This is a genomic window from Stenotrophomonas sp. MYb238, from assembly GCF_009496535.1.
Classification (GTDB): Bacteria; Pseudomonadota; Gammaproteobacteria; order Xanthomonadales; family Xanthomonadaceae; genus Stenotrophomonas.
On sequence record NZ_WIDL01000014.1, the window covers coordinates 84,706 to 98,528 of the forward strand.

Here is a 13,823-nt window from a genome sequence, read left to right on the forward strand (position 1 = left end):
GGCAGGATTGCCGAGCTGCACGGCGAAGCCGCCCGCAGGGCCAGGCGCAGGGATGTGCCGGATGCAGGTGCCCCAACGGGCGGATGAGGGTACGGGCAAAGCCTCGTGCAACCAGACATGGAGAGGGCTTCGCCCCTGCCCTCTCCCCAACCCCTCTCCCGGTGGGAGAGGGGCTTCAGCGCCACAGAGACTTTCCCGTTTTGTCCCAGCCCCGGCTAACGCGTGCGCAATTCCTCCACCTGCTGCTCGGCGGCGCGGTGGCCGCCGCGTTGCCCGGAAGGGCGGGCGCGCAGGCCAGCCGCTACGACTTCTGGTTCACCCGGCTCAAGTACGACTCCGGCGACTGGGACGTGGACGCGCGCATGCCGTCCAACCTGATCACCTCGCTGGTCGACTACACCACGCTGCGCGTCGATCCGACCGAACACGTGATCGCCCTGTCCGACCCGAAGATGCTGCGCGCGCCGTTCTGCTACCTGGCCGGGCACAAGCTGGTCGAGTTCAATCCCGACGAACGCCGCAACTTCGAGCGCTACGTGCGCAACGGCGGCTTCGTGCTGGTGGACGACTGCAACCACGACATCGACGGCCTGTTCGCCACCTCGTTCGAGGCGCAGATGCGCGCCATCTTCGGCGCCAATGCGCTGAAGAAACTGCCCAACACCCATGCGCTCTACAACAGCTTCTTCAGGTTTCCCGAAGGCCCGCCGGCGACCGCGTTCGAACTCAACGGCTGGGGCGACGACCTGGTGCACGACTACCTCAAGGGCATCGAGATCGACGGCCGCCTGGGCGTGCTCTACAGCAACAAGGACTACGGCTGCGAATGGGACTACGACTGGCGCAACAAACGCTTCCTGGCCGAAGACAACACGAAGTTCGGCGTGAACATCGTGATGTACGCACTGACGCATTGACCCCACTGGTGACCGCATGAACGCCCCCGCCCACGATCTCGATTCCCTGCTGCCCCGCCTGGGCGAACTGCGCGGCGCGCTGGCCCAGGCGGTGGTCGGCCAGCAGGACGTGGTCGAGCAACTGCTGATCGGCCTGCTCGCCGGCGGCCACTGCCTGCTCGAAGGCGCGCCTGGCCTCGGCAAGACCCTGCTGGTGCGCTCGCTCGGCCAGGCGCTGGAGCTGCAGTTCCGGCGCGTGCAGTTCACCCCCGACCTGATGCCCAGCGACATCCTTGGCACCGAGCTGCTGGAGGAGGACCACGGTACCGGCAAGCGCGCGTTCCGCTTCCAGCAGGGGCCGGTGTTCACCAACCTGCTGCTGGCCGACGAACTCAACCGCACCCCGCCCAAGACCCAGGCCGCGCTGCTGGAGGCGATGCAGGAACGCACCGTCAGCTACGCCGGCACCACCCATACGCTGCCCGCGCCGTTCTTCGTGCTGGCCACGCAGAACCCGATCGAACAGGCCGGCACCTATCCGCTGCCGGAAGCGCAGCTGGACCGCTTCCTGCTGCACGTGCGCGTGGATTACCCCAGCGAGGCCGAGGAACGCGACATCCTCGCGCAGACCACCGGCAGCGGTGGCGGCGCGGTGCCGAAGGTGATGGACGCCGAGGCGGTGAAGGCATTGCAGGCCGCAGTGCGCGAGGTGCACGTCGGCGCCGACCTGCTGACCTGGACCACCCGGCTGGTGCGCGCCAGCCGACCGGGCGACGGTGCGCCTGCCGAGGTGAACAACTGGATCAAATGGGGCGCAGGCCCACGCGCCGGGCAGTCGCTGGTGCTGGCGTCGAAGGCGCGCGCACTGCTGCACGGCCGCTTCGCCGCCACCCGCGAGGACGTGCAGGCGCTGGCCGCGCCGGTGATGCGCCATCGCCTGCTGCTGTCCTTCGCCGCCGAGGCCGAGCAGAAGAACGCCGACGACGTGATCGCCGCGCTGCTGCGCGCGGTGCCGTACCCGGCCTGACCCACCCCCTGCATTCGCCTTGGCCGCCACCGCGCCACCGCTGATTCCCGCCGACGTGCGCAGCCGCCTGCGCGGCCTGCGGCTGTTGCCGCAACGGGCCAGCGGCAGCCGCGGCATCGGCATGCACGCCAGCCGCAGCCGCGGCGCCGGGCTGGAGTTCGCGCAGTACCGCGCCTACGAGCCCGGCGACGAACTGCGCCAGATCGACTGGAAGCTCTACGCGCGCTCGGACCGCTTCTTCGTGCGCGAATCCGAGCGCGAAAGCCCGCTCACCGTGTGGCTGCTGCTCGACACCACCGCCTCGATGGCGCAGGCCGACCAGGCGCGACGCGACTGGACCCGCCTGCAGGCGGCCAGCGCGCTGGCCGCCTGCGTAGTCGAACTGGCGTTGCAGCAGGGCGATGCCTTCGGCCTGGTCGCCATCGGCGGCGACGGCGTGCGCCTGGTGCCGGCCGGCCATGGCCTGCGCCAGCGCGACCGCCTGCATCTGCAGCTGCACGCGCTGCGCGCGCAGGGCCGGTGGCCGGCGCAGGAACGGCTGGCACCGGTGTGGGAACGCATCGCCGCCAACGACCTGGTGGTGATGATCGGCGACGGCTTCGACGAGGATGCGGTCGCATTGGCCGAGCGCCTGGCCAGGGCCGGCCGCGACGTCGTGCACCTGCAGCTGCTGACCGCCGAGGAGCGCGACTTCCCGTTCCGCGATGGCCACCGTTTCCGCGACCCGGAAACCGGCGACGAGCTGCTCAGCGACGGTGCGACGGTACGCGCCAACTACCTGGCCCGCTTCGCCGAGGCGCGGCGCACGCTGGATGCGCGCCTGCAGGCCGCCGGCATCCGCCACGACACCGGCTTCCTCGACGAAGCCATCGACGCCCCGCTGCAACGGCTGTCCGCTCGCCGTGGAGGCAACGGCGCATGAGCCTGGTGTGGCTGTTCCCGGCGGGGCTGGCCGCGCTGGCGGCGTTGCTGCTGCCATTGTTGATCCACCTGGCGCGGCGCGACGAGCAGCGGCTGGTCGACTTCGCCGCGCTGCGCTGGCTGTCGGCCAGGCCGCGCCCGCGCCGGCGCATCCGCTTCGACGACTGGCCGCTGCTGCTGGTGCGGCTGCTGCTGCTCGCGCTGCTGGCGGTGCTGCTGGCGCGGCCGGCGCTGGAAGGCGTCGAAGATGTCGCGCCGCGCGTCGCCGTGGTGCCCGGCGTGGACCTTGCCGCCGCGCGCACTGCCGTCGCTGCGGACCAGGCGCGGTGGCTGTGGCTGGCGCCGGGTTTCCCCGCGCTCGACGCACCCGCCGCCGCTTCGCCCCCGCAATCGGTCGCCAGCCTGCTGCGCGAGCTGGATGCGTCGCTGCCGGCCACGGCACCGCTCACCGTGGTCGTGCCGTCGGTGCTGGACGGGCTGGACGCGCAGCGGCCGCAGCTGTCGCGCGCGGTGCGCTGGGAGGTGGTCGAGACCGCGCCGTCGGCCACCGGCGCCACTGCCACTGCCGCTACGGCGACACCGCGCCTGCACATCCGCCACGACGACGCCGGCGCCGCCGCCCTGCCCTGGCTGCGTGCCGTCGGCCAGGCGTGGAACGCCGCCACGCCGATGGACATCGCCGGCGACGACCGCCCCTTCGACGACGACGATGGCGTGCGCGTCTGGCTCTCGGCCAGACCGGTTCCCGAGGCAGTACAGGCGTGGGCACGCGATGGCGGCCGGCTGCTGGTCGATGCCCGCACGCCGTTGCCCAGTTCCACGCAGCGCCTGCCGTTGTGGCGCGACGACAGTGGCGCAACGGTGATCGAGCAGCTCGATGGCACCCACGCGCAATGGCTGCGCTGGGCCGCACCGCTGCAGCCGGCAGCAATGCCCGTCCTGCTGGATGCAGGTTTCCCGCAGCGCCTGCGCGACCTGTTGCAGGCACCACCCGCGCCCACGCGTGCATGGGCGACGGCCATGCAACCGGATAGCGGCGCCGCCGCATGGCCGCAGCCGGCGTACGAACCCGTGCCGTGGCTGGCCGCGGCCATCGCCCTGCTGTTCCTGCTGGAACGCTGGATGGCCAGCGCGCGCCGGCGCCGGGGGCAGGCATGAACCCGCAGGCATTGCTGCGCAGCGCGCGGCGCCGGGTGGTGCTGATCGCGCTGGCCGGCGGCGTGCCGCTAGCGCTGGCGCTCGGCCTGCTCGCCATGCGCATGGCCGGCTTCGATGCCGGCAGCGTCGCGCTCACGCTCGCGCTGCTCGCCGCCGCGGGTCTGGCCACCTGGCGCGCGCGGCGGCTGGATGCGCGCTGGCTGGTCGCGCGCCTGGATGAGCAGCCGCGCTTCGAGGACAGCGCGGACCTGCTGTTCGCCACGCCGGAAACGCTGAATCCGCTGCAGCGGCGCCAGCGCGCGCGCATCGAGCAACGCCTGCGCGCGACGCCGCCCGACCTGCGTCCGCGCTGGCCGTGGCCGCGCCTGCTCGCGTGCTCCGGCATCGCACTGCTGGTCGCGGTCGCCGCCATGCTGTGGCCGCGCGATGCGGGAATGGCTACCGCGGATGTCCGCGATGGAGGCGCCGTACATTCCGCAGTGACGACACCGCCCGCACTGCGCGGCGCCCGCCTCGAAGTGACGCCGCCGGCCTACACCGGCCAACCCACCAGCGCCGGCGAGAAGCTCGACGCGCGCGCCCTGCAGGGCAGCCGCCTGCACTGGCAGCTGCGGTTCGCGCCGCAGCCGCAACGGGCGTGGCTGCAGTTCCACGATGGCCGCCGCCTGCCGCTGCAACGCGACGGCGACCGCTGGCAGGCCGGCGAAACCCTGCAGCGCTCCGGCCTGTACCGCATCGTCGCCGAACCCGCGCTGGCCGAGGCCGGGCGCGCATGGCGGCTGGAGGTGGTGCCGGACCGGCCGCCGCAGGTGAAGGTGATCGAACCGGCGCAGACGCTCAGCCAGGCCGCGCCGCGCCAGCGCCGCTGGCCGCTGCGCTTCGAGGCCAGCGACGACTTCGGCGTCGCCGCCGGCGCGCTGCTGGAGCTCACCACCGCCAAGGGCAGCGGCGAGAACATCGACTTCCAGCAGCGTCGCGTCGAACTGGCCGGCGGCGGCACCGCCACCGCCCGCCGCTTCGCCCATGACGTCGACCTGGGCGCGCTGGGCGTCGGCCCCGGCGACGAAGTGGTCGCGCGCCTGACCGTGCGCGACAACCGCGCGCCGCAGCCGCAGCAGGCGCGCAGCCCCAGCCTGATCCTGCGCCTGCCCAGCGAGCAGGAGGTGCAGACCAGCGACCTGGAAGGCGCGATCAAGAAAGTGATGCCGGCCTATTTCCGCAGCCAGCGCCAGATCATCCTCGACGCCGAGGCGCTGCTGAAACAGCGCGGCGCGCTCGATGCCGATACCTTCCCCCGCCGTTCGGACGCCATCGGCGTGGACCAGCGCATCCTGCGCCTGCGCTACGGCCAGTTCCTCGGCGAGGAGGCCGAAGGCGGCGCCAAGCCACCGCCGACCGGCGATCACCTGCCCACCGGCGACGCACCGGCCGACGACCACGCGCACGACGACGGCCACGACCACGGCCACGAACAGGCCGGCAACGCAGGCGCCGCCCCGGCCTTCGGCAGCGCCACCGACGTGCTCGCCGAATACGGCCACACCCACGACCACGCCGAGGCCGCCACCCTGCTCGATCCGCAGACCCGCGCCATCCTCAAGGCCGCGCTCGACCAGATGTGGCAGTCCGAAGGCCAGCTGCGCCAGGGCCATCCCGACAAGGCGCTGCCCTACGCCTACAAGGCGCTGGGGTTCATCAAGCAGGTACAGCAGGCCGAACGCGTCTACCTGGCGCGGGTCGGCCCCGAGCTGCCGCCGATCGACATGGCGCGACGCATGGGCGGCAAGCGCGAGGGCCTGGGCAACCGCGGCCTGCAGCTGCCGCCACGCGCCGGCGGCGACGCCACGCCCGCCGACGTCTGGCGCGCGCTGGCGACGGCGGACGCGGCGGTGGACCTGGATGCGCTGTCGCGCTGGCTCGACGCGCATCCGCAGGCCGTGCCCGATCCGCTCGACCTCGCCGCCGCCATCGACGACCTGCGCCAGCAACCCGGTTGTCGCGCCTGCCGGCAGCGCCTGCGCGACCAGCTGTGGCCGGCGCTGTCGCGCGCGCCCGGCCCCCCGCCGCGACGCGACGCCGCCGACGCCATGGGCCGCCGCTATCTGGACGCGCTGGCCGCGCCACGGGAGAGCGCACGATGATCTTCTGGCTGCCCCTGGCCCTCATCGCCCTGGCCGTGCTGCTCGCCAGCCTGCGCCTGTGCCTGCCGCCGCGGCCGCCGCTCGCACGCCTGGGCGTGCTGCTGGCGCTGCAACTGGCGGCGGCGGCGCTGCTCGCGCTGACCCTGTTCCCGCCGCGGCACGCCGTGCCTGCCGGTACGCTGCTGGTCGCCACCGCCGGCGCGACCGCGGCGGACCTGGCGGCCGTTCCCGCCGCCGTACGGCTGCGCCTGCCGGAAGCGACGGCACTGACGGGCGTGGACCGGGTGCCGGATCTGGCCACCGCGCTGCGCCGGCATCCGGGCACGCGCGAACTCGTCGTCGTCGGCCAGGGCCTGCCGGCGCGCGACCGCGATACCGCGGCACCGCCGCTGCGCTTCCATGCCGGCGCCGCCCCGCGCGGACTGGTCGAACTGCTGGCACCGCCACCGCTCGCCGCGGGCGCGCATTTCGAGGTCGGCACGCGCGTGCAGGGCCTGCCGCAGGCGCGGGTGGAACTGCTCGATCCGGCCGGGCATCGCGTCGCCATCGCCACGCCCGGCAACGATGGCCGCGTGCGCCTGGCCGCCAGCGCACGTGATGCCGGCGACGTCGAATTCGCCCTGCGTGCGCTCAACGGCGACGGCAAGGTGCTCGACCGGTTGCCGGTGCCCGTGCGCGTGCAGGCGGTACCCGCGCCCGCGCTGCGCCTGCTCGCCGGCGCACCCGGGCCGGAACTGAAATACCTGCAGCGCTGGGCCGCCGACACCGGCGCAACCCTGCAGACCGGCATCAGCGTCGGCGGCGGCGTGCAGCTGGGCGACGCGCCGCAGGCCATCGACGCGGCCAGCCTCGCCAGGCTCGACCTGCTGCTGCTCGACGAACGCCGTCTGGCCGCGCTGTCGTCGGCGCAGCGCGCGGCCATCGCCGCGGCCATGCACGAAGGCCTTGGCGTGCTGGTGCGCATGGGCGGCGCGCTCGATAGCAACGCCCGCCGCATCCTGCGCGAATGGGGGCTGGACGCGCGCGGCGGCGAGCGGACCGCCACGGTGAAGCTGCGCGATGCCGATGCCGCCAGCGGCGAAGGCACCGCGCCGGCGCCGCTGGACATCGAGCGCTTCGACCTGGCGTTCGCCGACACCGGCGTGGTGCCGCTGCTGCGCGCCGCCGACGGCAGCGCGATCGGCGGCTGGCGCGCCGTCGGCCGCGGGCGCGTCGGCGTGCTGCCGGTCGCCGACAGCTACGCCCTGGTGCTCGCCGGCCACGCCGACGCCCATGCCGAACTGTGGAACCGCGTGCTGGCGACGCTGGCGCGGCCGCTGCCGGCATCGCCGCTGGCCCGGGTGCCAGCCTGGGCCTGGGCCGGCGAACGCACCGCGCTGTGCGGGCTGCCCGATGGCGCGCGGATCGAAGCGCCCGATGGCGGCACCACCACGCTGGTGACCGATCCGCGCGCCGGCAACTGCGGCGGCTGGTGGCCGCGACAGGCCGGCTGGCACCGCGTCGTCGCCGGCGACGCCGCTGCCGGCGTGCGGGTCATCGACCCGGCCGGCGCACGCGCCCTGCACGCACAGGCCACCCGCGAAGCCACGTCGGCCCTGCGCGGCGGCACCGGGACTGCCGGCACTACCGCGCTGCCGGTGTCCGGCCCGCGCTGGCCGTGGCTGCTGGGTTTCGTGCTGGTGGCAGGCCTGCTGTGGTGGCTGGAACGCAGGCGGCCCGTCACCGCGTGACGGCACCGCCGCGGCGCATCCGGCGACCGCTCAGTGCCCGGCTCCCGTGCCCGCATCGGTGTGGCGGTGCGTGCCCAGCCGCTCCACCAGGGATTCGCTGGCCTGGTTCAGGCCCACCACCTCCACGCTGGCGCCGTGCCGGCGCAGCTTGAACACCACCCGGTCCAGCGCCGCCACCGCGCTGGTGTCCCAGAAATGGGCGTCGCCCAGGTCGATGACCACCCGCGACGACGCGTGCAGGTAGTCGAAACTGTTGGCGAACTGGACCGCCGAGGCGAAGAACACCTGGCCGTGCACGCGGTAGACGCGCGCGCCGTCATCGGCAGTGACCGCGTCCACGCGCAGCATGCGGCCGACGCGGCGAGTGAACGACAGCGCGGTGAGCAGCACGCCGGTGAGCACGCCCTTGGCCAGGTCGTGCGTGGCCACGGTGACCACGACGGTGCCGAGCATGATGAGGTTGGCGCTGGCCGGGTGGGTCCTGAACTCGCGCAGGCTTTTCCAGTGGAAGGTGCCGATGCTGACCATGATCATCACCGCCACCAGCGCCGCCATCGGGATACGCGACACCCAGTCCGAGGCGTACACCACCAGCAGCAGCAACAGCACGCCGGCGACCAGACAGGACAGGCGCCCGCGGCCGCCGGAGGAGACGTTGATCATCGACTGGCCGATCATCGCGCAGCCGGCCATGCCGCCGAACAGCCCGGCCACGACATTGGCCGCGCCCTGCCCGGCGCATTCGCGGCGGCGGTCGGTCGGGGTGTCGGTGGCGTCCTCGACGATCTGCGCGGTCATCAGCGATTCGAGCAGGCCCACCACCGCCAGCGTCGCCGACACCGGCAGCAGGATGCGCAGCGTCTCCCGCGTCCACGGAATGTCGGGGAACAGGAATACCGGCAGGCTGTCGGGCAGCTGGCCCATGTCGCCGACGGTGCGGATGTCCAGGTCCAGCCAGATCGCCGCGGCGGTCATCGCCACGATCGCCACCAGCGCCGACGGCACCGCGCGGGTCAGGCGCGGCAGCAGGTAGATGATCGCCAGCGCGGCCGCGCACATCGCATAAACCGGCCACGCCTTTCCGGTCAATTCCGGCAGCTGCGCCAGGAAGATCAGGATCGCCAGCGCGTTGACGAAGCCGACCACGACCGAGCGCGAGACGAAACGCATCAGCGTGTTCAGGCGCAGCGCGGCGGCCAGCATCTGCAGCAGGCCGGCAAGGATGCTCGCCGCGAACAGGTACTGCAGGCCGTGGTCGCGGACCAGGTCCACCATCACCAGTACCATCGCGCCGGTGGCCGCGGAGATCATGCCCGGCCGGCCGCCGGCGATGGCGGTGACCACAGCGATGCAGAACGACGCGTACAGGCCGACCTTGGGATCGACGCCGGCGATGAGGGAGAAGGCGATGGCCTCGGGGATCAGGGCCAGGGCGACGAGCGTGCCGGACAGGATGTCGCCGCGGACATTGCCCAGCCACTGCTCGCGCAGGGAGTGATTGACGGACATGGAGGACTCCCGCGCATCGCACCGATGCGCTTCGGGCTGGAAAGAACGGATGCACGACCCTTCGTCCGCCGTTGCAGGGAACGGCGTCGTATCGATGCGCGAGGGTCAGGGCGGAGTCATCGCAACGGGGGACTGGCGCGGGGGACGCGGGATTCTAGTGCGGCCAGGGGCGCGCCACAAATCGCGCCGGCGCCGGGACGCACGGTCCGGCGGGGAGTGACGGCAACGGGACGGCGGGCTTCGCCGCCGTTGCCAGAGAGGAGCGGCGGCTCCATGCGCAGGGCACGGAACCGCCGTGACGTGCGGTCCGGGCGCGGCTCAGTGCGCCGGCGCGTTCACTTCGTGCGGCTTGCTGCCCTGCTCGGCGTCCATGCGGTTGCGCTCGTCGTGCAGGGTCTGCACCTGCTCCTTGCTCAGGCCGTCGTGCAGGGTGTCGCGCAGGCCGGTCAGCCAGGGGATGCGCTGGCGGTCGGGCAGCTGCCGCACCCACATGCGCAGGTCGTAGCGCTGCTCGGGCGTCATCTGCCAGTACGCGGCGGCCGTGGGTACCGGCGGCACCTGCAGCTGCGGCATCAGCAGGAAGGACACCGCGCGGCTGATCGCCGCGGGGATGACGGTGCCATGGTCCTCGCCGGCGATCTCGTCGAAACGCGCGTCCACCGCGGTGCGCCCGGCCAGCGCGGTGGCCAGCGCGCGGCTGCTGTCCACCTGCGCGCGCTCCTTCTGCAGCAGCGCCAGCTTAGCGACGTTGGGCCGCGAGTACGCCAGCGGCGACAGCGCCTGCTCGTATTCGCCCGCGGTCAACAGCAGTTTGAGGGGCGCCGCCTGCGGCGGGCGCGCGGCCAGGGTGTCGGCCAGCCGGCGGGCGATGTCGCCGCGGTCGAACCAGATCGACGGGCTGGCCGCGATGCGCACGGCGAAGGCATCGGGTTTGCGCAGCATCGAATGCAGCACGAACAGGCCGCCGAAGGAATGCCCGAACAGCGCCTGCCGCGCCGGATCGACCGGCGCCAGCGCGCCGATGCGCGGCTTGAGCGTGCCCTCGATGAAATCGAGAAAGGCGTCGGCGCCGCCCGAGGCGGCGGTGACGCGCGGGCTGCCGCTGCCCGGCGGGGTCAGGTCCAGGGTGCGCGCCACGCCGACGTCCACGCCGTCGGGGTAGCCGATGCCCACCACCACGGTAGCCAGGTCGCGCGGCACGTCGGGGCGGCGTTCCATGGCGCGCACCGTTTCCATGGCGGTGAGGAACATGGCGTTGCCGTCCAGCACGTAGAGCACGCCGTAGCCGGCGGGCGGCGCCGGCTTGTCCGGCACCGACACGAAGATGCGGTAGGCGCGTCCGTCGACGGCCTCCAGGTCGAACTGCTGCGCGCCCTTGACCTGCAGCGGCGCAGCGGCGGACGCAACCGGGTGGCCCGGTGCGGCCGTCGCCATCGCCGGCGCCAAGGCAAGACCCAGCGCCAGCGCCACGGATACTGCTTTCATCATTGCCTTGTCTCCCGGCCTGCCCGGCGCGATGCCGGGCAGGCCTGCGTTGCTTACCAGCGCTTGTCGAACGACAGCACCAGGCTGCGGCCCATCACCGTCGCGTTGGCCGGATCATAGGGGTCCGGAAGAGTATCGACGGCGGCGGTGGTGCCGGTGTCGAAGAACGGCGGCGCGCTGTTGGTGAGGTTGATGGCGGTGAAGTTCACCCGCGAATCGCGGAACAGGCCGCCGATGCCGGACAGGTCGTAGCCGAGGTGGAAGTCGAACGTCTTCCACGCCTTGATCTTCACCGGCGCGGTCGCCGCCACCGGCAGGCCCTGGGCATTGGGCAGGAAGCAGCCGGCCACGCACTGGTAGTCGTCCACGTAGTTCATCGTCAGCGACGCGTTGAGGTTGCCGTAGTACCACTTCACCCCGTGCATCGAGCGCAGCTTGACCGGGCTGGAACCGTCGGCGGCGCTGTACCGGGCGAGCCGGTCGACGTAGCCGGCGCCCGGCGTGGCCTCGATCTCGTAGGACTTCAGCAGGGTGCCGCGGTTGAAGAACTCCAGCGAACCGCCGTAGCTGGTGTCGAAGCCGTAGTCGAGGTTGAAGTCGAAGCCGTCCATCCTCAGCGAGGCCAGGTTGAGCTGGGTGGCGTTGACGATCATCGCCACGTCCGCCGCCCCCACCACCGGCCCGGCGCCGAGCTGGCCGAGGTAGCGCGGGTCGTTCTCCATGATCTGGCGCACGCGGTCCGCGCCGGGATTGATCTCCAGGCTGCCGAGGTACGGGGTGGTGCCCTTGGTGAACAGGTCGTTGAGGATGCCGCCCAGCTGCCCGGCCTGGATGCGCACGATGCGGTCGTCGATCTTCAGGTTGAAGTAGCTCGCCCCGGCGCGCAGGCCCGGCGCCCACTCCGGCTTCCAGTCGAAGCCCAGGGTCCAGGTCTTGGCCTCTTCGGGCTTCAGCGTGGGTCCGGCGCCGCCGGAGACCACGATCGCGTTGAAGGTGCAGCCGGCCGCGGTGTTGGACACGCCGTTGAGCGGGACCACGGTGGTGTCGCAGGGCGCGCGGTACAGGTCCGCGCGCAGGAACGCGCCGTTGCCGCCGGTGATCGGCTGCACGCCGTCGTAGGCGTAGCGCATCGGCGGGGCGTGGAACGAGGTGCCCCAGCTGGCGCGCAGGGTCAGGCCGTCGGTCGGCTTGAAGTCCAGGCCGACCTTCGGGTTGAAGGTGGAGAAGTCGCCCATGCCGCGGCTGCGCTCGTAGCGGCCGGCCAGGGACAGGTCCAGCTTGCGCGCGAAGCGCGAGGCGTTGTCCTTGCCGATCAGCGGGAAGGCCAGTTCGGCGAACACCGCGCCGACGTCGCGCTCGGTGGTGCCGAAGACTTCGTGTTTGTCCGAGGTCGAGCGCCAGTTGAAGTCCAGCTCGCCGCCGATGTTCTCGCGGCGGTAGTCGATGCCCGCGGCCAGCTTGGCGGTGCCGCCGGGCATCGCGAACAGGTCGCCGTCGACCTTGAAGCTGGCCTGCGCCAGCCACGAGGCGAAGTCCAGGTTCTCGTAGCCGATCAGCTGCGACAGCACCTGCTCGGACAGCGGGTCGGTGGTCCACGGGTTGAACGCGGCGTAGTTGAGCCCCGCGCAGTAGGCCAGCTGCGCCGGCGTGGCGTTGCCCGGCAGGCCCTGGCTACACTGGATCGCGGTCGGCGCCTGCACCTTGCCGCCGGCGGGCGTGGGCAGGAAGTCGTAGATGTTGGCGTTGCGCTGCACGTCGGAGTTGCGGAACTGCTTGTCGCGGCTGTAGCTGAGCGTGGCCTCGCCGCGCCAGCTGCCGCCCAGGTCGAAGCCGGCGCCGAGGGTCGCGGCGATGCTGTCCACGCCGACCTCGCGCTGCAGCGGGCGGTCGTCGATCAGCACGCCGTAGTTGTTGGCCACGCCCGGGATCAGGTACGGGTTGTTCGGGCCCAGGGTGCCGTACAGCGCCTGGTAGCCCTGGTCGTAGGTGCCGCGGCGGCGGGTGTAGCGCAGGTCGCCGTACAGCTCGGCGGCGCCGACTTCCTGCTCGAAGCCGACGAAGGCGCTATGGCGCTCCATCTCCGGCAGGATGTCCACCTTGTCCCAGGCGTCGTGGGTGTTGCCGACGCCGTCGGTCACCGCGACCAGGCCGCCGCCGGAGATGCGCCGCGCCGGCGTGCCCCAGCCGTTGGCGGTGGGCGTGTTGAACTGGTTGGCCGCCGCGCCCGCGCGGGCGCCGGCACGGCGCCAGTTCACGCCGCCGCGGTCGCTGAAGTCGCTGCCGGAGCGGTAGATGCCCAGGTCGGTGGCGGCCAGCGCGTCCTGCCGGTCGTATTCGTAGCCGACGATCATGCCGCCGCCGGTCCACTGCCGGCCCCAGGTCTGGCCGATCTGCAGCTGGCTGTTGCCGCCCTCGGTGGCGTTGCCGAGGCGGACCGTGGTGCGGGCGCCGTCGTCGCTGCGCTTGAGGATGATGTTGACCACGCCGCCGACCGCGTCCGAACCGTAGACCGCCGAGGCGCCGTCGAGCAGGATCTCGATGTGGTCGACCGCGTTGCTGGGGATGGTCGAGATGTCGACGAAGTCGCCGTACTGGCCGGCGGCGGCGACGCGGCGGCCGTTGACCAGCACCAGGGTGGACAGCGCGCCCAGGCCGCGCAGGTTCACGCCCTGGCCGCCGGTCATGTTGGAGCCGGCCACGCTGCTGTCCGAGCCCTGGATGTTGTCGCTCATGCCCACGCCGCCGGCGAAGTTGGCCGGCAGTTCGCGCAGGAAGTCGCCCACCGTGGCCTTGCCGCTGGCCTGGATCTGCTCGGCGCCGATCACCATCACGTCGTTGCCCGCCGGCGTCGCGCCGCGGATGTTGGTGCCGGTGACGACCACCGTATCCAGCTGCACCGGCGCCTCCTGCGCCTGCAGCGCGCCGGCGATGCACACCGCCAATATCGAAAATCCGC

General features: G+C 72.5%; 9 protein-coding genes. 6 read left to right on the forward strand and 3 right to left on the reverse strand.

All coding sequences use genetic code 11. The annotated features are described in order from the left end of the window. The first annotated feature begins 242 nt into the window (after window positions 1-242). Genes CQ393_RS11000 through CQ393_RS11025 form a run of 6 tightly spaced genes read left to right on the forward strand, consistent with a single transcriptional unit; the run spans window position 243 to window position 7,873 of the window. Window positions 243-917 carry a DUF4159 domain-containing protein gene (locus CQ393_RS11000; protein ID WP_306767958.1) on the forward strand — a complete coding sequence of 225 codons (675 nt, stop codon included), beginning with the start codon at window positions 243-245 and terminating at the stop codon, window positions 915-917. Between the two features lie 16 nt (window positions 918-933). Beyond that, the gene (locus CQ393_RS11005) at window positions 934-1,923 is read left to right on the forward strand and encodes a MoxR family ATPase (RefSeq protein ID WP_153191588.1); all 990 of its coding nucleotides are present in this window, start codon (window positions 934-936) and stop codon (window positions 1,921-1,923) included. Between the two features lie 19 nt (window positions 1,924-1,942). Continuing rightward, a complete protein-coding gene (locus CQ393_RS11010; RefSeq protein ID WP_153191589.1) occupies window positions 1,943-2,845 on the forward strand; it encodes a DUF58 domain-containing protein in 903 nt (300 codons plus the stop codon). Beyond that, window positions 2,842-4,002, forward strand: a complete 1,161-nt coding sequence (locus CQ393_RS11015; protein WP_153191590.1) for a BatA domain-containing protein — start codon at window positions 2,842-2,844, stop codon at window positions 4,000-4,002. The genes CQ393_RS11010 and CQ393_RS11015 overlap by 4 nt, the downstream gene beginning before the upstream one ends. Next, window positions 3,999-6,143, forward strand: a complete 2,145-nt coding sequence (locus tag CQ393_RS11020; RefSeq protein ID WP_153191591.1) for a hypothetical protein — start codon at window positions 3,999-4,001, stop codon at window positions 6,141-6,143. Before CQ393_RS11015 ends, CQ393_RS11020 begins: the two co-directional genes overlap by 4 nt. Further along, on the forward strand, window positions 6,140-7,873 hold the full coding sequence (locus CQ393_RS11025) for a carboxypeptidase regulatory-like domain-containing protein (protein ID WP_153191592.1): 1,734 nt from the start codon (window positions 6,140-6,142) through the stop codon (window positions 7,871-7,873). Before CQ393_RS11020 ends, CQ393_RS11025 begins: the two co-directional genes overlap by 4 nt. A gap of 30 nt (window positions 7,874-7,903) precedes the next feature. Here CQ393_RS11025 and CQ393_RS11030 read toward each other — a convergent pair whose 3' ends face one another. The 3 genes from CQ393_RS11030 to CQ393_RS11040 all read right to left on the reverse strand — a co-directional run bounded on the left by CQ393_RS11030 (window position 7,904) and on the right by CQ393_RS11040 (window position 13,803). Beyond that, entirely contained in the window at window positions 7,904-9,382 is a 1,479-nt protein-coding gene (locus tag CQ393_RS11030) for a SulP family inorganic anion transporter (protein WP_153191593.1), read from the reverse strand. A gap of 318 nt (window positions 9,383-9,700) precedes the next feature. After that, window positions 9,701-10,867 (reverse strand): alpha/beta hydrolase-fold protein, encoded by a 1,167-nt coding sequence (locus CQ393_RS11035; protein WP_153191594.1) that lies wholly within the window; start codon window positions 10,865-10,867, stop codon window positions 9,701-9,703. A 53-nt stretch (window positions 10,868-10,920) separates the two neighbouring features. Continuing rightward, complete coding sequence (locus tag CQ393_RS11040) at window positions 10,921-13,803, reverse strand: TonB-dependent receptor (RefSeq protein WP_343199938.1); 2,883 nt, start codon at window positions 13,801-13,803, stop codon at window positions 10,921-10,923. Window positions 13,804-13,823: the final 20 nt, after the last annotated feature.